At 39.5% G+C, this 20,056-nt stretch carries 12 protein-coding genes and 2 tRNA genes; 5 read left to right on the top strand and 9 right to left on the bottom strand.

Annotation, left to right across the window (positions count from 1 at the left end):
• The first annotated feature begins 15 nt into the window (after positions 1 to 15).
• On the top strand, positions 16 to 840 hold the full coding sequence (locus ACOOE0_RS09515) for an endonuclease/exonuclease/phosphatase family protein (RefSeq protein WP_420398692.1): 825 nt from the start codon (positions 16 to 18) through the stop codon (positions 838 to 840).
• Here the strand turns inward: ACOOE0_RS09515 and ACOOE0_RS09510 are convergent.
• The 3 genes from ACOOE0_RS09510 to sppA are packed head-to-tail and all read right to left on the bottom strand — an operon-like array spanning position 837 to position 6,022.
• The gene (locus ACOOE0_RS09510; protein ID WP_420398691.1) at positions 837 to 3,512 is read right to left on the bottom strand and encodes an AsmA-like C-terminal region-containing protein; all 2,676 of its coding nucleotides are present in this window, start codon (positions 3,510 to 3,512) and stop codon (positions 837 to 839) included. The two genes, ACOOE0_RS09515 and ACOOE0_RS09510, sit on opposite strands and share 4 nt — an antisense overlap.
• 39 nt (positions 3,513 to 3,551) lie before the next feature.
• A complete protein-coding gene (locus ACOOE0_RS09505; protein ID WP_420398690.1) occupies positions 3,552 to 4,259 on the bottom strand; it encodes a queuosine precursor transporter in 708 nt (235 codons plus the stop codon).
• 2 nt (positions 4,260 to 4,261) lie between these two features.
• Positions 4,262 to 6,022, bottom strand: a complete 1,761-nt coding sequence (sppA, locus tag ACOOE0_RS09500) for a signal peptide peptidase SppA (RefSeq protein WP_420398689.1) — start codon at positions 6,020 to 6,022, stop codon at positions 4,262 to 4,264.
• A 67-nt stretch (positions 6,023 to 6,089) separates the two neighbouring features.
• Here sppA and folK point away from each other — a divergent pair, with 67 nt between their 5' ends.
• Positions 6,090 to 7,235 carry a 2-amino-4-hydroxy-6-hydroxymethyldihydropteridine diphosphokinase gene (gene folK, locus ACOOE0_RS09495; RefSeq protein WP_420402210.1) on the top strand — a complete coding sequence of 382 codons (1,146 nt, stop codon included), beginning with the start codon at positions 6,090 to 6,092 and terminating at the stop codon, positions 7,233 to 7,235.
• Positions 7,236 to 7,339: 104 nt separating this feature from the next.
• Here the strand turns inward: folK and ACOOE0_RS09490 are convergent, their stop codons facing one another.
• The gene (locus tag ACOOE0_RS09490; RefSeq protein ID WP_420398688.1) at positions 7,340 to 7,891 is read right to left on the bottom strand and encodes an RNA methyltransferase; all 552 of its coding nucleotides are present in this window, start codon (positions 7,889 to 7,891) and stop codon (positions 7,340 to 7,342) included.
• 143 nt (positions 7,892 to 8,034) lie between these two features.
• On the opposite strand from ACOOE0_RS09490, the gene mutS reads away from it, so the two are divergent.
• The 3 genes from mutS to ACOOE0_RS09475 all read left to right on the top strand — a co-directional run bounded on the left by mutS (position 8,035) and on the right by ACOOE0_RS09475 (position 11,168).
• Positions 8,035 to 10,617, top strand: coding sequence for a DNA mismatch repair protein MutS (gene mutS, locus ACOOE0_RS09485; protein WP_420402209.1), 2,583 nt, complete (start codon positions 8,035 to 8,037; stop codon positions 10,615 to 10,617).
• Between the two features lie 321 nt (positions 10,618 to 10,938).
• Positions 10,939 to 11,011: transfer RNA gene (locus ACOOE0_RS09480), tRNA-Gly, on the top strand.
• Between the two features lie 72 nt (positions 11,012 to 11,083).
• Positions 11,084 to 11,168 (top strand) — tRNA-Leu (locus ACOOE0_RS09475).
• 73 nt (positions 11,169 to 11,241) lie between these two features.
• On the opposite strand, the gene ACOOE0_RS09470 is transcribed toward ACOOE0_RS09475, so the two are convergent.
• The 5 genes from ACOOE0_RS09470 to ACOOE0_RS09450 form a co-directional block, all read right to left on the bottom strand.
• Positions 11,242 to 12,447 (bottom strand): putative phage abortive infection protein, encoded by a 1,206-nt coding sequence (locus tag ACOOE0_RS09470; RefSeq protein ID WP_420398687.1) that lies wholly within the window; start codon positions 12,445 to 12,447, stop codon positions 11,242 to 11,244.
• A gap of 31 nt (positions 12,448 to 12,478) precedes the next feature.
• Positions 12,479 to 13,204: a hypothetical protein gene (locus ACOOE0_RS09465; protein ID WP_420398686.1), complete on the bottom strand. Its 726-nt coding sequence runs from the start codon at positions 13,202 to 13,204 to the stop codon at positions 12,479 to 12,481.
• On the bottom strand, positions 13,205 to 14,416 hold the full coding sequence (locus tag ACOOE0_RS09460) for a zinc ribbon domain-containing protein (protein ID WP_420398685.1): 1,212 nt from the start codon (positions 14,414 to 14,416) through the stop codon (positions 13,205 to 13,207). It abuts the gene before it with no gap.
• A gap of 241 nt (positions 14,417 to 14,657) precedes the next feature.
• Positions 14,658 to 15,227, bottom strand: coding sequence for a hypothetical protein (locus ACOOE0_RS09455; protein ID WP_420398684.1), 570 nt, complete (start codon positions 15,225 to 15,227; stop codon positions 14,658 to 14,660).
• 877 nt (positions 15,228 to 16,104) lie between these two features.
• Positions 16,105 to 19,917: a tetratricopeptide repeat protein gene (locus ACOOE0_RS09450; protein ID WP_420398683.1), complete on the bottom strand. Its 3,813-nt coding sequence runs from the start codon at positions 19,915 to 19,917 to the stop codon at positions 16,105 to 16,107.
• Between the last annotated feature and the right edge of the window lie 139 nt (positions 19,918 to 20,056).

The following is a 20,056-nucleotide window of genomic DNA, read 5'->3' as shown; positions in this document are numbered from 1 at the left end:
TTAACTAATTGTTTAATGAAACAGATTACGCTTGTTTGTCTTTGTTTGGTATTTGCTTTGGGCGCAACCGCCCAACAATCCATTATGACCTTTAATATCAGGTACAACAATCCCAAGGATGGTGAAAATTGGTGGGAAAAAAGAAAAGCCGATGTTGGTGCCTTGGTCAACTTTTACCAGCCAGAAATAATGGGCATCCAGGAAGGTTTACATGAGCAGGTGACTTATTTGGATGATTTTCTTACCCAATACGACTACGTTGGGGTTGGCAGGGATGATGGCAAAGAGAAAGGTGAATTTGCGGCTATCTTCTATAATCGGGAGAATCTTGAACTGATGGATACCCGAACCTATTGGCTCTCCGAAACCCCAGACAAGGTTTCCGTTGGGTGGGATGCCTCCATGGAACGCATAGTCACTTATGCAAAATTCAAGGATAAAGACAACCAAAAGATATTGCATGTTTTCAATTGCCATTATGATCATATAGGCCCTTTGGCCCGAGAAAATTCCTCCAAATTGGTTCTAGGTTTAATCAAAAAAATGGGAATAAGCAATGAAAGGGTAGCCGTGATTGGCGACTTGAACAGCCGGCCCGAGAGTAAGCCCATCCAGGTGCTAACACAGGAACTCAATGATGCTTTTGAGACAAGTGAAAAATCACCTTATGGCCCTGTCGGCACCTTCAACAGCTTTAAATCCATGGACAATCTTGAGGGTAGAATAGATTATATCCTGGTCAAGAACTTGACGGTGAAAAGTTATATTACCATTGATGACAAAAGAAAAAATGGCTTTTTTGTTTCAGACCACTTACCTGTTATGGTTACGGTGGACTAATTGTTCACAGTATCCTTTTTCTTTTTGCCCAAAATACCTCCCAAAATCGATTTAGCGGCGTTCTCCACCGGGTCTTCCTTGGTTTCCGTGGAATCCGTGGTTTCCTCTTTGTCCCCTAGTAAATCCCCCAAAGTTTCCGTAACCCCTTTGGATTCCGTAGTCGTGGAGTCTTTTTCATCGGATTTAAACACATCGGCAATCAAGTCTTTGGCCTTGTCCTTGCCCTGATTGACCAACTTTTGCTTTTGTATTTCCACCAACTGATTGGTCAATTTGGTCACTCCGGAACTTAAATCAGTACTGACAGATGGGCTGTTATAATTGCCCCCTATGCTTGCCACCACAGGAATGGTCAAGTTTTCCAAGTCCGAATCGTCAATTTTAGCGATCAAATTGTTCACCTCAGACCCCAAATACTTGGCGGGCACATCCAAGGTGGCGTTGTAGTTCAACTGTTGGTCAAAAGTATGGCTACCATCCACATTCACCGCTATGTCCTTGTATTTTAGACTAAAGGGCTTCACCTTAACGGAGCCATTGTCAAAGCTCAAAGCGGTTTTTAAATCGCTCAAATCCAAATCCTCGGTATTTAAAAAATTGAGCTGCCCGTTTAAGGACGAAAGCAAAGGTGCCTTTTGGGCATCCACTTTCGTAGACAACAACTCGGCCAACGCATTCCCGGAAATGGTTGCCAAGTTAGGTGTAAAATCTTCTTTCAGATTTCCTGAAATCTTCACGTCAGAATTCAGTTTACCTTGTAGTGCATTGGCCAAAGGTGCCAACACCTTAAACAGTTCCAGGGAAGCAAAGGAATCACCAATATTGAAATTGTCCATCCCCAAATCCATATCAAAAGTGGAAACTTCCTCCTTAGTGGACACTGAACCATTAAGCCCCAACGTACCCCCGAACAAATCGGATTGCAAGCCTTGAACGGTAGCTGTTTCATCCTTGATGATCAATTTCCCCTTTACGTTTTTCAAACTGAGATTATCATACAATACCGTCTTGGCCGCGGCATCAATGGTACAATCCAAAAAGGATGGAATCTTGATTCGCTCCTCAACAGTTCCCGTACGTTCTCCTGCTTCCTCCCCAGATTCCTCCACCATAAAATCGGTAAGGGCGAATGTATTGGAAGTCAAGGTGAAGTTCCCTTCCACATTCTCCTTATTGAACATAAAGCCCAATAAATTGTTGAGGGTTCCCTGCGCATTAAAATCCGTGCTTCCCGTTTTTCCCCTAAAATTGCTCAGTGTAACTTTTTCTGGTGTGAAGTTGACCGCGGCGGAATTGATCTGTACCGGATTTTTAAGCTCATCAGAGGCATATTCAAAACCTTCTAAGGCCAAATCCCCCTGGGTTTGGGTGTTGGCGTACTGCTTATTATCCAAGGAAGCCATATCAAATACCGTGGTCACATCCGCGGTTAAAATGCCCTTAAGCCCGTAATCCTCGGACACTGGGTAGGCCTGGGAAATATTCGCTAGGTTAATTTTACCGTCCATTTGGGCATTCACCTTGGTATTACCCATCAAATCCCGAATCTTGGCGTTTAGGTCAAACTTATCCTGATCAATGGTAAAAGATAGCTTGTTGATGTCCACATAGGTGTCTTCCGTAATTCCTGTTTTGTTATGGATTTCTGTATCAATATGGACGTTGCGTACCGATTTGGGCAAATCTGGATATTTGAAAGATGCATTTTCTGAATTAACGCTGATATGAAATGTTGGGATGTGTTCCTCATCCACAATTCCCTTAAACTGACCAGCTACCTCAAAATTCCCCGTGGTACTAACATCTTCAATGTTTTTTGAATACGCCTCCGGAATCACCGCCAAGAAATTCTTGAAATCCGAAGAAGGGGTCTTAAAACTAATATCCACTTCCTGGTTTTCTTCATTCACCTGTACAAAGCCATCAAACACCAGGGACAATTGGTTCACCATAGCCTTGTTTTCCAAAAAGGAATACTTGTTTTCCTTTAGGTCGATGCCAATCAAGGCGTCCAGATAAATCTTATTGTTGTTCAGGTATTTGGTGCTGTCCATTTCAAATGACACCAAGGCATCGGTCAAGGTCTTCAATTGGGATTGCTCCAGGGAAAGGTCTCCAGTTCCTGAATGATTCATTTCGGATATGGCCAAGCGCATCCCACTGGATAAATCGTGATAAATGATTTCAGAATTGGTTATGGCATAGGAATCCATGGAAAGGGTAAAGCTGTCTGAAGTTGCCTCGGAGCTTGCGGCTTCTCCCCCCTCTTCCTTACCAATATCATAATTGGCATTTTCATTTTCATCCACCACAATGTGCAGCTGGGCTGCCTCTATATCCAAACTTTTGATGCCAATAGGTTCCTCGGCCGATTTAAAAAGCTCCGAAATTCCCATTTTAAGAGCTATACTCTCAGATGCAAACAAGGTATCCCCTTCAAATGGGGGCTTATTGATCAAGGAAATATTGCGAAGTTCTACATGGGCGTTGGGAAAACTCTTGAGCAAGCTTAGGTTGGCCTCCTCAAAATCCAAGGTGGCATTTATATTTTGGTTTACCTTGTTTTTAATGATTTCGGCAACCTTCCCCTCCAAAAGTAAGGGCAAGGAAATGACCAAGGCGATAAGTACAAGCAGGCCAATACCTACAATTTTTAGCAGCTTTCGTTTCATAATTTGGGATTTAATTACCACAAAATAAGGAAGAACTGCTCAATCCAGACTAATCTCTTCCCCTATTTTTAAGTTAAATCTTTTTCTAAAGAGATATACGAAAAGATAGAGCAAAGGGGTGTCCAACAGGGCAATAAAAACTTTAAAAAGGAATCCACTGATGACCAAACCGTAGAAAAGTTCCCATGGAATCTCCCCAAAAACACAGAGTAGAAGCACCACCGTAAAGGTGTCTATGAACTGGGATGAAAAGGTGGAAAAGTTGTTTCGCAGCCAAAGGTACTTGCCCTTGGTCATCCTTTTCCAAAAGTGGTAGAGTTGGATATCAATAAATTGGGCCAACAGGTATGCCATCATGGAGGCAAAAACGGCCACAATGGTATTTCCAAATACGGATTTGAACATTTCATTGTTTACGGGTGACCAATCGGTTGCAGGTGCAATATTGGCCACGGTGACAATCAATAAGGAAAAAAATGAAGCGAAAATCCCAGCTATAACCACTTGATTGGCCTTTTTCTTGCCGAAAATTTCTGAAATCAAATCTGTAATCAAAAAAGTAATGGGATAAGGTAAAATCCCCACGGAAATTTCAAATAAGGGAGCCCCAAAAACTTCAATTTTCCCAAAGGGATTCCAATAAAAGAACTTTTGAAAAATCAGATTTGAGACCACCAAGGAGGTGATAAACAAAGCCCCAAGATAGAGGTAGATGGAAAAGGCAGCTTTCTTGTCCCCTTGGGTCATTCTTATTTGATATTTAGGCTAAATGGCATTCTGGCCTGAATTCCTTTTTGTTCGGTAATATTTTTAAACTCCTTTAAAATACGGTAGGCCTCTCCCCCAATTTCCTCTTGGATTAGAACCTCTCCCATTTTGGACTTTGCTCCAGCCATATCATCCATAAACCGCTGGAAATCGGATTTATACTTGGGGTACTTCCGAATGCCAAAGTCCCCCAAATCGGCCATTTCTGCAGCGGCTTCAATGGCATCGTCCAAACTTCCCAATTCATCCACCAATCCGTTTTCCACGGCATCCACGCCACTCCAAACCCGACCTTGGGCCAAGGCATCCACAGCATCCAAACTCATATTTCTCCCTGCTGCCACCCGGGCCAAAAAAGTTTCATAGGTGTCTTCTATGCCCTCTTGAACCACATCCCGGAATTCCTTGCTCATAGGCTCGAACAAAGAATAATCCACCGAGTTTTTGTTGGTACCCACCTGCTCCGCATTTATTCCAATATTCCCAGCCAGTTCGTGTGCATTGGGAATAGTTCCAAAAACCCCAATGGAACCTGTAATGGTCGTGGGTTCCGCAAAAATTTTATCCGCGGCAACCCCAATATAATAACCTCCAGAGGCCGCCACGTTTCCAAAGGAAACGACCACTGGTTTTTCTTTCTTGGCCAATTCCACCTGGCGCCAAATGATATCGGATACCAAGGCACTACCCCCAGGAGAGTTCACACGCAACACAATAGCCTTTATATCCTCGTTTTCCACCGCTTTCCGCAAGGCTCGGGTAATCAAACCTTGACCGATGAATTCCTTACCGCCTTCTCCGTAATAGATTTCCCCCTCTGCATAGATGACCGCAATTTTATCCCTTCCGCTTCTTAACCTTTTGGATCCGGATACTTGCAAATAATCTTCAAACTTTACATAATTAAGGGATTCCGTTGCTTCCAGACCCAACTGAGCTTTCAGCAAGGTTTCGTATTCATCAAAATGGATTTCTCCATCAATCAACCCGGATTGTACCGCAAATTCCGGGGTTCTTCCACCCAAGGTGTCTGCGATAATATTCAGACGGTCGGTACCCATATCACGGGATGCTCCTATATCTTCCAACATTTGTCCCCAGATAGAACCGATCAATTCTCCAATCTGTTCCCTATTTTCCTCGCTCATGGTATTGGACAAATAAGGTTCCACCGCACTTTTGTACTTGCCATGGCGAATTACTTCCATCTTAACACCAGCTTTTTCCTGTAGATCCTTGAAATAGAGCACTTCGGTAGCCAAACCTTTAAAATCCATGGCCCCCACCGGATTTAGGTAGAGTTCATCCGCCACACTGGCCAAGTAATAGTCCTTTTGGGTAAAGAAATCGGAATGGGCATAAATGAATTTGCCAGTCGATTTAAAATCAGATAGTGCTTTGCGTATTTCTTGGGCTTGGGCCAAACCAGCCTGCAAGAAACTGGTGGTCAAACTTATTCCTTTGATGTTATCGTCGGTAGCGGCCACGTTAATTCCGTGAATAATATCGTCCAATCCTACCTCATTACTCCAAAGCCCAGCAAAAGGGTCAGTATCATCCCGGCCCACATAATCACGGATAGGTTCGGTAAAACTCAATTCCAAAATCGAGTTTTGTTTCACTACAACGCCCTGATCGGCGCTTCCAATCAAGGTTAGGAATATAAAGAACATGGCCATTAGGATTCCAAACGCCATCAAACACCCCAAAATAGCGGCCAACAGATTTCTCAAAAACTTCATGCAACAAATTTTATTCAAGGCCAAAGATAACCATTGTGGATTGTTTTGTTATTTTGCCCTTCTGATTATGGCAATAAGACAGCAGGCATATTTATCCTTAGGGAGCAATTTGGGCGAACGCGCACTAAACTTGCAAAAGGCCGTGCTGGAAATTGCCAAAAAAGTAGGTGATGTTACCGCCGTTTCCGCAGTTTATGAAAATGAAGCCGTGGGATTTGAAGGCGGGGATTTTCTCAATGCATGTATTGGTGTTCAAACCGAGCTTTCCCCCTCCCAATTGCTCCAGCAACTTTTGCAGTTGGAAAAAGATTTTGGACGGGAGAGAAAAAGTCAAACGGGATACCAATCCCGTACCTTGGATATCGACATTCTATTGTACGGTACAGAAATAGTTGAAGATGCTACCTTAAACATCCCGCATCCAAGCATGCAGGACCGTAACTTTGTGTTGAAACCTCTCGCTGACATCGCTCCCCAGTTGTATCATCCTGTTTTAAACAAGGACATCCGTAATCTACTGCAGGAATGTAAGGACCGCAATCAACTTGAAAAAACCAAGCATAAACTCTACAAGAGCCGCTTGGATTTATTTTCTCAATTGCAATTCATAGCTATTGAAGGGAATATTGGAGCAGGCAAGACCACGCTTTGTAAAATGATTGCGGAAGAATTCAATGCCAAACTGGTTTTGGAACGCTTTGCGGACAACCCTTTTTTACCGAAATTTTACAAGGACCAAGCGCGATATGCCTTTCCGTTGGAAATGTCCTTTTTGGCAGACCGTTACCAGCAGTTTACGGATGACACTTCCCAATTTGATCTCTTTAAAAGTTTTATGGTCAGTGACTACGATATTTTCAAATCGCTGATTTTTGCCAAGATTACCTTGCAAGCGGAAGAATTTAAGTTATACCGTAAGGTTTTTAACTTCATGTACCGCGAGGTGAAAAAACCGGATATTTATCTATATCTCTACCAAAATACGGAGCGATTATTGTCCAATATCAAAAAAAGAGGGAGGGATTATGAGCAAAGTATACCACCGGATTATCTCGCAAAAATAAACCAAGGGTATCTGGATTTTATCAAGGGGCACCCAGACCAGAACAGTATGATTTTGGATATGAGTGATTTGGATTTTGTAAACGATTCTTCGGATTATCAGAGGATTTTGCAAGCCCTTGAGAACCAGATTTTAAGCCTCAACTTTTAGGAGAATTTTTGCAAAATGTTTGCATATAACGAATGGTTTTATTTTATTAGACCTCTCTAATCGAGAAACTAACTAACTCAAACTATATGTTTAGCCCTGATTTTTCAGGGCTTTTTTGTTTTTTGGGTGTCCAATTTGTTCCACACATCCCAAACCACTATCCCCGCACTTACCGAGATATTTAAAGAATGCTTGGTGCCAAATTGTGGAATCTCCAAAACAGCATCGCAGGCCGAAACCACCTCTTGGGAAACCCCTTTGACTTCGTGTCCAAAAATTAAGGCTATAGGTGCATCCAATTGGGGTTCAAATTCATTCAACACGATGGCCGCCTCGGCTTGCTCCACAGCTATGGTCTTAACTCCTGAAACCTTGAGTTCCTCAACCAATTCCAAGGTTTCCTTTCGGTATTCCCATTCCACACTCTCGGTGGCCCCAAGAGCCGTCTTTCGGATGTCCTTATGGGGCGGGGTCGCCGTAATTCCACACAAATAGATTTTTTGCACCAAAAAGGCATCTGCAGTCCTAAAGACGGAACCAATATTGTTCAGACTTCGGATGTTGTCCAGAATAAGTATGATTGGGGATTTTTGCGCTGACTTAAATCCCTCTAGATCCAATCTATCCAATTCCCTGTTTTCCAGTTTCCGACTCATATTTTTCAACTATTGTGGCAAAAATATCAACAATTATTTTGGGGAATGCCTGAAAAAGCTACATTCGTTTCAACCTCTTCATTTTTAACCAAAATAACAGCGCTTTGGCAGCTTCTTCAAAATCGAAAAAGGTAACTCCTTTAATGCAACAGTACAATACCATCAAGACCAAACATCCTGATGCGTTGTTGCTTTTTAGGGTTGGTGACTTTTATGAGACCTTCGGGGAGGACGCCATCAAGGCCTCCAAAATTTTGGGCATTATCCTCACCCATAGGAACAACGGTGGGGATAAAACCGAATTGGCGGGTTTCCCACATCATTCCTTAAACACCTATTTGCCCAAACTGGTAAAGGCTGGACAGCGTGTTGCCATTTGTGATCAGCTGGAGGATCCCAAAATGACGAAGAGCATTGTAAAGCGTGGAGTCACCGAATTGGTTACGCCTGGGGTGGCTCTTAACGACGATATTCTATCTGCCAAAAACAATAACTTTCTTTGTGCCGTGCATTTTGGAAGGCAAAAACTTGGTGTGTCTTTCTTGGATATTTCAACAGGCGAATTTCTCACTTCCGAGGGTTCCGCCGAGCAGGTGGACAAGCTCCTGCAAAACTTTTCCCCGAACGAGGTATTGGTCTCAAAAAACCACAAAAAGGAGTTTTTGGAGGTATTTGGTAACCAACTGCACAGTTTTTTTCTGGAAGATTGGATTTTTCAAGACGACTATGCCCTAGAGAGTCTCAACTCCCATTTTAAAACCAAAACTCTTCAAGGGTTTGGTATAGATCATTTGGCCCATGGGATTGTGGCATCGGGGGCAGTGCTCCATTATTTATCCGAAACCCAACACAAGCAACTACAACACATCAACAGAATCCAGCGCATTGCGGAAGAGGAATACGTTTGGATGGATCGCTTTACCATTCGAAATCTGGAACTTTACCATTCCACCAATCTGAATGCAGTAACGCTGTTGGACATCATTGACAAAACCCTTTCACCCATGGGGGGACGATTGTTGAAAAGATGGCTTGCCCTTCCCCTTAAAAATCAGGATAAAATCCAAAGGAGACATCAGGTGGTGGCCCATCTGAAAGCGGAGGAGCCCCAACTGGAAAAGCTGCAGCATTGGATCAAGCAAATGGGAGATTTGGAACGCTTGATTTCCAAATTGGCCACGGGGAAAATCAACCCAAAAGAGGTGATCCAGTTAAAGAATTCTTTGGAAGCCTTGGTTCCCATAAAACAATTGGCCCAAGAAAGTTCCAACCCCTCATTGAAACAAATTGGGGAGGATATGGATGCTTGCGAGGCGCTTCGGACCAAAATAAAAGAAGTGGTGCACGAAGAGGCCCCAGTAAATCTTGCCAAAGGGAACACCATCGCTGAAGGCTATTCCACAGAGTTGGATGAACTGCGCAATCTTGCATTTTCCAGTAAGGATTATCTGGATAAAATGCTGGAACGGGAGACCGAACAAACGGGCATTACTTCCCTTAAAATTGCCTCCAACAACGTCTTCGGATATTATATTGAAGTTAGAAACACCCATAAGGACAAGGTTCCTGAAAATTGGATCCGCAAGCAAACCCTGGTCAATGCGGAGCGCTACATTACCGAAGAACTTAAGGAATATGAGGCCAAAATCCTTGGGGCCGAAGAACGAATCTACCATTTGGAGCAACAATTGTTTGAGCAGTTGTTGGTCTGGATGCAGGAATACATCGCACCCGTACAGCAAAATGCGTACTTGGTGGCCCAACTGGATTGCCTTTGCGGTTTTGCGCAATTGGCCCGTGAAAACGATTATGTGGAGCCAACAATTTCCGATTCCACCACTTTGGAAATTAAAGACGGCAGGCACCCGGTAATTGAAAAGCAATTGCCGTTAGGTGAAAGTTATGTCACCAATGACGTGCTATTAAATCGCGAAGAGCAGCAAATTATTATGATCACGGGGCCCAATATGAGTGGTAAATCCGCTATTTTGAGACAGACCGCGCTGATTGTACTCTTGGCCCAAATGGGCAGCTTTGTTCCCGCTTCTGAAGCCCATATAGGTTTGGTGGACAAGATTTTTACACGGGTGGGAGCAAGTGACAATATTTCCATGGGCGAGTCCACTTTTATGGTGGAAATGAACGAAACGGCCTCCATCCTGAACAATTTATCGGAAAGAAGTTTGGTGCTCCTGGATGAGATTGGGCGTGGCACCAGTACCTATGATGGTATCTCCATTGCTTGGGCCATTTCTGAGTATTTGCACGAACATCCGGCCAAGGCCAAGACGCTCTTCGCCACGCATTACCACGAACTCAATGAAATGACCACCACCTTTGAGCGCATCAAGAATTTCAACGTTTCGGTAAAGGAGTTAAAAGACAATGTGCTTTTTCTACGAAAACTGGTTCCTGGGGGTAGTGAGCACAGCTTTGGAATCCATGTCGCCAAAATGGCGGGCATGCCGCAACAGGTCATCCAAAAGGCCAATAAAATTCTGAAAAAACTGGAAAAATCCCATTCCAGTGAGGAAATTACGGATAAGTTACAGGCAACACAAAACGAAATGCAATTGAGTTTCTTCAATCTGGATGATCCCCTTTTGGAGGAAATCAAGGAAGAAATCCTGCATTTGGACATTGACACCTTGACCCCTGTGGAGGCTTTAATGAAGTTAAATGAAATTAAACGCCTGTTAAGTAAAAAGAAGACGGCCAGTTCGTAAACCGTTTTCCTTTAGTTGCAATGGATTTCAGTTGAGTACAATTTTCAGGTTCTTGAACTTATTAGTTCATTTCTTTGCTTGTCCAAAGAAACGAACCAAAGAAAGGGCATTTTCTCCGCAGGAATTTTTGCAATCGCAAAACCGATATTGAAACTTTGCCATCCCGCAAAGACGGGACGAGTCCCATCCAAAGCTTTCAATATCTATTCTCGGAGAAACAGATATTAGCTGGCTCTTTTGCTTAAAAATTCTTTCGGAATTGAAGAAATATATTAAATTTGCATCCGCACCAGCGAAAAGGGGTGCCCAGTTCTTTAAAATGCGAAAATAGCTCAGTTGGTAGAGCATCACCTTGCCAAGGTGGAGGTCGCGGGTTCGAATCCCGTTTTTCGCTCGACTTCAACTCCGCTCAGTGCTTACGGGTGGAGTTTTTTTTTGGAGTCCAATGCCATGCCTTGGCATGCATGCTCGAGTGGTGGAATTGGTAGACACGTTGGACTTAAAATCCAATGGCCATTGTGGCCGTGCGGGTTCAAGTCCCGCCTCGAGTACTTTTAACCCTGTTAATCTTTTGATTTTCAGGGTTTTTTGCTTGTTTACAGTTTACAATAAGTTTACCCAAGTCTATTCTTGAAACAATTGCTCCCTAGATTCATAATCTACATTTGGATAATAAGTATCATATTTTATTCCATAGATATGTTCCCCTGGCAAGTTTTTTATAAGATTATAGAAGGTGATTAAATCAGTTCTAACACGCTCATTAACAGTTTCCTCGGGAAAGTATTCCCACCGCATCCCAATCGTTGAAAGACTATTAACGAAAATTAATGCCTGCTCATAAGTAGATAATTGAGCCCTAAAAGTCTTACCATACGCATATTTTTCATGGTCACAAATATCAACACGATTGTTTAGATACTTATAACTTTGATATAGATGTCTAAAATAATGTCCAAGTCTAAACTGATGGCCGCCATAATATTTTTCGTAGAACAAATGAAGTTTTAAACCTCCAGCATAAGTTTTTGGGTCAACTTTCTTGAGATTGTTTCTATCGGGATATAAAACGTCAATTAAAACACTTAATTCTGGTAATGGCATTTCTCTCACTTCCTTCCACTTTTGGTACCTATCATGGTTAGATTTTTTTGGTTTCATTTTTAAGAAGAATAGCAACCTAAAATAGTACTCAGGCTTATATTTTTTTTTGAAGTTTTCTCTTAAAACCACTTCTCCTTCTTCACCAAGCCCATAAAACATTACCAAATAAGCAATGTCTATTCTCGCCATTTCAACTAATGAAATGGAAGGGTTAATTCTTGCAACAATTCCCATTAATTTACCTTGATAATCAGGATTGCAATAATCCTTTATATCCTCTGATGAGGAAAACTTAGTTACCTCTCGATAACAATCAGTAAACTCATCAAATATTACCTTTATTACTTGCCTTTTTTCATAGGTGTTTTCCTTACCCTTCCTATGCTTTTTGTAAGTTAGTTCACCAACATTTGCTCTGTGAATATTGAGCATCTGAAAAAAATTACGTTCAAAAGAATTCCTTCTATTCTCAATCTCATTTCTTGAATTTTGGTTTGCCTGTTCCCTAAAAGTCAGAAAAATTAATAATGTCCCGGCAAGTGCAAATAACGTACCAACGACGCCTCCAATGAAATCCCCAAATTGGCCAGACACCGTATAATTTGTGGCTTCATTTAAGGCTGCCGAAAAACCTTCATGAGATGATTTAAAAAGAAAAAAGACAATGGTTATACATCCAATGATTATAAAAGCCCATGCCAAAAAGGTAATTGTTCTACGAATCATACTTTTCGATACCTCAAATAATTATGTTACCCTAGAAGTCTGCCAAATGAACCAATTCTTCAAACACCAAACGCAATTCAGTTTTAACCGCATCTATATCAGGTTTTTTTGCGACAAATCTCCTATTATGAGCACTTCTGTCACCTAATGCCTTAATTTTTGGCAATGCTTTCTTTACTTCCCTCCCCAAGTTCCATTCCGTCCTTGACTGGAACCTATCTATTAAAGTACCAAGCATGAAGAAATTCCCATCCGCATCTTTAATATCATCGGAAATACCGTATTTTTCAAATACCTCAATAATCAAGGTCTCCAGAGCTTTCCTAATCATAACTAAGGATGCATCATAAACACCACTATCATAACAGATTATAGCCTGTTCTGCAACCTTTTCTAGATACCCTCGTGTATTCTCAAATAGCGTAAGGGGGAAAAGGTTATTTGAAGGTTTGGGAGTTCTGACTTTCCCAACTAATTCATCAAGTTCCTTCTTCTTTCTTTTCTCTAAATAGTAAAACCCATCCCGCTTTAAAAAAATTTGCTTTTTCTGATGAGTCTTATAGTTGTCAAGAAGATATTTTGGGATATTCGAATAGGGAGACAAATTCAACTCCTTAAAGCAATTGGACACATCAATTGGTTTAAATCCATTGTTCTTCTCGATAATCAAAAGGTAGTAAGCGAATATCTCTATTTGATTAGAGCTTGTTAATTCATAAAAACCTTCTATGTTTTCAACAAAAGTTTCCAGATCCATTTATTCCGTTTTTGGAATTAGTTCAAATTCAGCAGCATTTTCTCCTCGGGTAGTAACTGTAATATCATTAATGCCATTACTCTTTATCCAACCTTTTTTACTCTCCGTATTTCGCAGACTCCTGTATAAATTACCAGGTAATTTCTCACCAACCTCCTTGTATGCAGTATAAATATGATTTATGCCGATTGAACCGATTTTCAAAATCTTTTCAAAATAATAAACGAACAATAAATTTTTTTCTAATGACGAATTTGAGGCATGTTCATCCCAAAAATCCTTTAAGCTTTTTCTCCCCTTTGGCTTAAAGTCTATATCATTCAAAAGACTGCCCGCTGGATCAGAAGTACTAGACCTACCCCTACTGGTTGAAGGTTTGCTTTTATCCTCAGTATTCCCAGAACTTTTGCTGGATTTCCTCCTTGTAGAGTCTCCAAGAGACCATTTACAACCTAGAGAAGGGTTATTTATTTCTATCAAATACTTTTTTGCCTTTTCTCTGCTTGGAATTGTGAATTCAAGTCCTTCTTCATTTTTGGTAATATCCTTACATCTACTAAACCAGCTTCGATAATTACCATCATATAATCCCGCGCTCTTCAATAAATCTACCAACACAGATTTTGGCATTGCCCCCCTCTCGTTTTCATCATAAAACAAAATGGCCAAATATGTCAACCTGGAAGCGTAATCAGATTTACTGTTAGCCTTTAATCGTAATTCATTCAATTTTAATTTGCCATCGGAGTACTTGAAAATAACATTAATCCCTGATTCATTGGATTTATAACTGCTTTTTTTTCCATTGTTAGCACCAACATCTTCATAGCCCGTATCTTCTGTGAATTCATCTCCTTCTGCACCGTCATTATTTTGACTATTGGAATGAACTGATTTACCTCCTATTTGTTTATTTTCAAATTTACTTGACACTACCTGAGATAAAGTTTCAGTTAGCTTTTCACCAATTTCGTTTGAAAACTCGGCCTTAATAGTCCTGCTTTCTCTTGTTTCATTAAACTCAAAAGTGTTTTTTGATTGACTATTACTGCTGTTGCTTCCAATCTTAACACCGCACTCTATACAAAACAAAGCTCCCAACACAATTTCACTTGAACACGACAAACATCTTAACTGAGCACCACATTCTTGACAAAACTTATTTTCCTTATGTTGCTTTTTCTCGCAACTCTTACAAACTATTATTTCCATTTAAAAATGATTTTTGCAGGAAAGTTAAGTACAGAGGCGGTAATTTTTTGAGGACAAACAAATTAAGATTATTCTTCCATATTTTCATCTATCTAGTTTTCAGTTATCAACAACTATTTCAACAAAAAAACACCTCATCTCTGAGGTGCTTAAACAAAATAATCCATAAATTTAGTTATGTGATAGTTGAAACCTTGTCAACAAATTACCTTCCTGAAACAAGAATCAAGGAAGTTTTGAATCACAGTTTATCCATAATTGCCTCATAACAGCGTGTGAAAACTCCTCCTTTTTCCTCCTGAATTTCATAATCCCTGTACCCCTTGTTGGCGTAGACCCTAATTTTGGATATTACAGATTTGGAAATCTCTTCTAACTTTTCTTCACTTTGTAAGAATCCTTGTTCTATGCTTTTGACACCCTTTTCGTAAAACACATAACTCGCTGAAGGAGAATCGGAGCAATCAGTTTCGGAGTTTTGTGTACATTCTATGGTTTTACCATTATCCAATAACAAAATTATTTTACCGTCATATTTTGAAAGGCACCCCATATCAGAATACCGAGGGTAAAAACTAAAGTGTACAACAAGCAATCTACCTTCCTTATTTGAGACATAAGACATTGAAAACTCAACTTCCTTCAGTTTATCTATCCTGTCCTTAATTCGCTGGTACCTACCTTTCCCCTCAAAAGCATAAAGCGATTGAATCCCTGTGAATTCGTCTATGCTCTTAGAAACATTAACCTGTGCCTTCACATAATAAGACTGAGACACCAATGCCATAACCAAAAAAATTATTCTTTTCATTTCTATAATTGTTTGTCACCCTTATAGCCCCAAAAAGAGAAGATTGAAAAAAAAGAAGCGTGGGACTGAAACCGCACCTTCTAAAGGCATCGCCAAACGCCCAAATACAGTACAGCCAGCCCACGCCCATATTGGCGCGACTAATACTGTATCCTCTGTATTTGTTCTGAAATTGGCGATTTCTTAGAAAAAGAATACGATTACGCTATGTCTATTATTTTAGCAATTATATATTATACTTGTTAAAGCGCAAAATTTTTTTATCTCTCAGGTCATGCCCTCCATAACGGCCTTTAGTCACTTAATGAGAAAAAGAGAATGGAGAATATCCTACTTCTAAGTAAGGTTTAAGCTGTTGATAACGATGCTAATAACTTTTCTCTTATAGTCAGAAAGTTTCTTATGGATCTTCTAAATTTATTTTACCAAGTTCTTTTCAAATTGAAAAGCCTGACTACCAATCAGGTTGGTTTCAAGCAATGACCCTCTTGAGGGAGTAAGGACTACTCAAAATAAGCCGTCGCCCAGACACTTATTTTAATTTTGATTCAGGTAATTTTCAAAATTGGAGGTAGCGAGTTTGAAAGGAATACAGGCAACCTCACTGCCAATGAGGCTGGGCCTAGGGATTCCAAATTTAGCGATTTGGAATATTTTTGCGGGGTAAGAGACTGCCTCGTTATGCGAAACACAAATGTGTTTCCAAGAAATTAGCATATGCAATTAAGTGCCGTGGAACAAGATCATAACTTGGGCTTCGGCACTTTTTTTGAAAAGATTATAAGATTTCGCTCTACTATTTTTTAATTTGAATTTGGTTTAGTCGCCGTATAAAACACCCATAACCAAAGCCCTAAAACATTCAATATTTTTATGATTAGGCTTTATTTGGTTCTTCATTCAGCTTTTGCAAGGTTTGTTCATACAATTTTACTTTGTTTAATCTTCCAACTCTTCCAAAATATGCAATCGCATTCTTCAAAATTGACTTTCTCAGACCCACATTAAGACTATCATCTTCCAATTGGTCAATCAGGAAGTTTACGCTTTGACCGGCCACCTCTAAGTTTGACATTATGAAATTTAAGTAAAAGTTGGCTAAGCTAAAATTTACCTTGTAAGGTTTATCTGTTACTTTTTTTTTATCGATTAGTTCATAGGCTTCCTCAAGGTGCTTCTGTCCTTTTTCAAAAGTTCCATTCATCGCATGAGATCTTGAAGAATGAAGTAAGGTCCAAAACAAAATATTATAATCTTTATCTTCAAAATTTCTAACATATGAGAGAAGCATCTCATAACCCTCTGACATTTCAGCATACCTTTTATTCAATTCACAAAATTGAATGTGTCCCTGCAGGGTACCAGTATATTTATAGTGTTGCTTTCCATATAATTTGCTTGTTAACTCTAATATATCTTTTACATATTTTGATGCGAAATCAAAATCATTTTGCTTCTTATGATATTTATATAGCTCCTCGAAAGCCTGCAAGGAGTATTTGTTAACTTTTCTATTACCATCCGATTGATCCCCAATAACTTCTTTTAACAATGCCAATGCCTTTTCCTCCATATCTGTATGCAGGTAGACTTGTGAAATATTCAATTTGAATTGATCTACTAAACTCTGCGTTAAATCAGTTTTGGAGTTTGAAATTTCCTCCAATTGACCTCTTAGAGCAAACAATGACTGAAGTTGTTGCTTTTTAACTAGAAAAGTTATGTAACATTCCAAAAAGTACTGAGTATAGGTATCATAAAGTCCGTCATATTCTAGGCTTTCCTCAAAAATGTTTTTGTACGTTTTTTTTGAATTCTCAATTTCATTATTATTTTCATTGAGCATTGTAATGTTTGCACGTGCTTGAAGCTCCAAAGTTCTAAATTTGGAACCGAATGATTGAACCAGATCAATACTCTCCTGAAAGCACTTTTCCGCCTTGTCATTTTGTCCTCTGTCCCAATAGTAAAGCCCTAAATTATTGATTAAGGGGATTAATTGTGCATGATTCTCTGACTGAGATTTTCGCATATCTATCGCCTCCTTTAATAAGGCCTCGGCTTCCACATTTTTATTAAGATTTCTTTTGACCCTGCTTAGATTGCTCATGCATTCCAAAGTGAGATTATGGTCATTACCATAGTACTCACGCATTCCATACAGTGCCTCACTTAAGTATCTTTCCGAATCAATAAATTTCCCCATTTCAGTAAGCAATTCTCCATAAATCAACTTTACCTTAAGTATTACCGGATGATTGGTTTCCAAAAGCAAGGCATTTTCCTGCAACATATCTACATATAGTTTCTCAACCTGTTCATACTCCTGCTTATTTAACAAATCTCGAGCAATCATATGTGTATAGCTTAAAACCTCTGGATGAAAATCACCATATTCGTCCCTTAACGACGAAAGAATCTCTTTATATAATTCGTCGACACCATCGTCGCTCCCTTTGAACTCGTATACTTCTATAATAACTTTTAGCGTTTTTAAGTAATCAAGGTCATTATCTCCAAGCCTTATTGCCTGAATTTTACTTGTTTCTTCTAATACTTGAAGGGCTTTCTCAAACTCATCATTCAAATAGTAAATTTGGCCCAATACGACTTTAATTTTTAAATACCGGCGACTTTGTTCTCCATCTTTCTCCAATGCGATGTTCAATGCCTCTTGAGCGTAAGCGAAGCACAAACTCTCAACATTTCCAATGCTAGCCATGGCCATATTCTGAGCTAAGTTTATTAGAACCGAAGCCCTTAATCCATCACTTAATTCTAGCTTATCTAATAATTTAAGAGCTTCAGTACCCTTTTGGATCCCTTTCTGATAATCTTCCTTGTTTTGATATACAATTTGGAGTTCATTCTTTATACTACATATTTTCCTTAAAAATTTGTCATCATTTGAGGTTGATATATTTTCTGCCTTTGTCAACAAATCTTCTGATTCTTTTGAATATCCACCTCTCCGTAAAGCCCCTCCCAAATCAAGGTATAAGCCTAATAGAACAATTTCCTGTTTGTCTTCAAATTCTTCATATTTCAAAAGCAGTTCTTTATATCCATCAATAGCCTCTAAGGTCTTTCCGCTGGTTTCAACACAATCTGCAACAATTGAATGCAATTCAACCACTTCGGCACTCAAATCACCAAAATTCTTTGCGAAGTAAGGGATCTGATTTTCACAAATCATTTTGAAAAAATCCCAATTAGAATCATCATAATAGTTTTCAATGCTTTCGGTTAGCCACTTGAACGTCACGGTTGGCTCATTTACTTCCCTAGAATGATAAATAGCCTCCTGAAAAGCCAACCTTTGAATCAAATTAAACTCACCATTGGACTCTTTCGTCAACCTGTCACAATAGTATTTAAACAAAAAACTATGAACTTCATCTCTGGATTCCCTGTCATCCAGTGAAGTAAGAATAGCTCTTACTAGTTCATGGATGCTGAAATAATCATTCTCAAATAATTCAATTGTGGTTAGATTGGCTAAATTTTCATAAGCCGAGGGTATTGTTGGATAGTTAACACCAAACGCCTTGATTAGTTCTCCGAATAGTTTATAATCAAAATAGTTAGGAACTGACAATAAAAATAATACTTGTTTTTGTTCAGTAGTTTTGAAGGAAAGAAACCTTTTGATGATTCCACTGAAATCAACATTATGAAAATCAGTGATGTCCATTGAAATCTTATTCTCATTAAACTCCTTATATAATCTTAAAAATTCTTCAAGATAAATTGGAACTCCATGACTTTTCTGAATTATACTTTTAATTAATAATTCACTCTTAATGCCTTGAGAAGCTAAAAGGCTTTCAATGTAAATAGGTTCAATTCCCGATAGCTGAATATGTTCTATATACCCCTTCCAAGATTTATCCTGCGTTTCCCATAATAACTTTCGCTGACCACAAATCACCAGATGCACCCCTTTTAGGTGACCTGCCAAATCCCTTACCCATTCATCAATTGAAACACCCCTGTCGTCCCATACTTGTTTATCCCATAGGGCCTCATAAGTATCAATAAAGAGCACAATCTTTTTGTTTGTTTTTTTTGACCAACTGGTAATATCACTTGCCCATAAGACTGGTAACCACTCGAAAATCTCATAAACATTTTCTATTCCTATTAGTCTCTGCAATTCCAGATTACCCCTTTTATGCCACCATTCTTTTGCTGTTTCACTTAATGAATTCATAACGCGAGGAATCTTCGCTAAGGTTCCCAAAAAAGGAACATCTTCAAGGATTGAAATGATTTCACCAGTAATTTCTGCCTGTTTTAAAAACTTTATTTCCTTTTTTGAAAGAGGGATGTGGGGGTTTTTTAGCCTCCAATAACTTGTAAAAGCTATATCAAAGGATGGAAAAGGTATACCATACTTATTTCCAAACTTATGCCTAAGCTGAATCAAAAAGTTAAGTCGTTGTCGACTTTCCGGGTATCTAAAATCAATCTTTGCAAAAGCTAGATTATTATCAGAAAAAAGATTTTTCTGAAGCTCCTTTAAGGTTCTGGACTTTCCAATACCCCCTAACCCGTAGATAACATCAACTGAATGATCAAATTTTACTTGTTTTCTAATTTTACCTATCAATTCAAGGAAAATCTTGTCCCTACCTATATAAGGAACTTCCGTTGATTCTAAGGAAATGCTGAGTTTGGTTTTAGGCATAGATATCCTACAATATAAACCTTAAATGATCAACAAATCAAGGTTTTTTTGATTTCCCGTCATTATCAGATTAAATGTAGACGGGTTATAAAAAATAACAGGATTATTAGTTTAGGTTACTGCTAAATGATAAGGGCAA

The organism is Flagellimonas sp. (assembly GCF_965215805.1).
In the GTDB taxonomy this organism is placed as follows: domain Bacteria; phylum Bacteroidota; class Bacteroidia; order Flavobacteriales; family Flavobacteriaceae; genus Flagellimonas.
The sequence above is the reverse complement of the archived record's forward strand: the minus strand, read 5'-3'. Positions and strand labels throughout refer to the sequence as shown.

Excerpts from the sequence above, each read along its gene's own strand:
- ACOOE0_RS09515 (WP_420398692.1), top strand. The coding sequence starts at position 16 with ATGAAACAGATTACGCTTGTTTGTCTTTGTTTGGTATTTGCTTTGGGC.
- ACOOE0_RS09510 (WP_420398691.1), bottom strand. The coding sequence starts at position 3,512 with ATGAAACGAAAGCTGCTAAAAATTGTAGGTATTGGCCTGCTTGTACTT.
- ACOOE0_RS09505 (WP_420398690.1), bottom strand. The coding sequence starts at position 4,259 with ATGACCCAAGGGGACAAGAAAGCTGCCTTTTCCATCTACCTCTATCTT.
- sppA (WP_420398689.1), bottom strand. The coding sequence starts at position 6,022 with ATGAAGTTTTTGAGAAATCTGTTGGCCGCTATTTTGGGGTGTTTGATG.
- folK (WP_420402210.1), top strand. The coding sequence starts at position 6,090 with ATGGCAATAAGACAGCAGGCATATTTATCCTTAGGGAGCAATTTGGGC.
- ACOOE0_RS09490 (WP_420398688.1), bottom strand. The coding sequence starts at position 7,891 with ATGAGTCGGAAACTGGAAAACAGGGAATTGGATAGATTGGATCTAGAG.
- mutS (WP_420402209.1), top strand. The coding sequence starts at position 8,035 with ATGCAACAGTACAATACCATCAAGACCAAACATCCTGATGCGTTGTTG.
- ACOOE0_RS09470 (WP_420398687.1), bottom strand. The coding sequence starts at position 12,447 with ATGATTCGTAGAACAATTACCTTTTTGGCATGGGCTTTTATAATCATT.
- ACOOE0_RS09465 (WP_420398686.1), bottom strand. The coding sequence starts at position 13,204 with ATGGATCTGGAAACTTTTGTTGAAAACATAGAAGGTTTTTATGAATTA.
- ACOOE0_RS09460 (WP_420398685.1), bottom strand. The coding sequence starts at position 14,416 with ATGGAAATAATAGTTTGTAAGAGTTGCGAGAAAAAGCAACATAAGGAA.
- ACOOE0_RS09455 (WP_420398684.1), bottom strand. The coding sequence starts at position 15,227 with ATGAAAAGAATAATTTTTTTGGTTATGGCATTGGTGTCTCAGTCTTAT.
- ACOOE0_RS09450 (WP_420398683.1), bottom strand. The coding sequence starts at position 19,917 with ATGCCTAAAACCAAACTCAGCATTTCCTTAGAATCAACGGAAGTTCCT.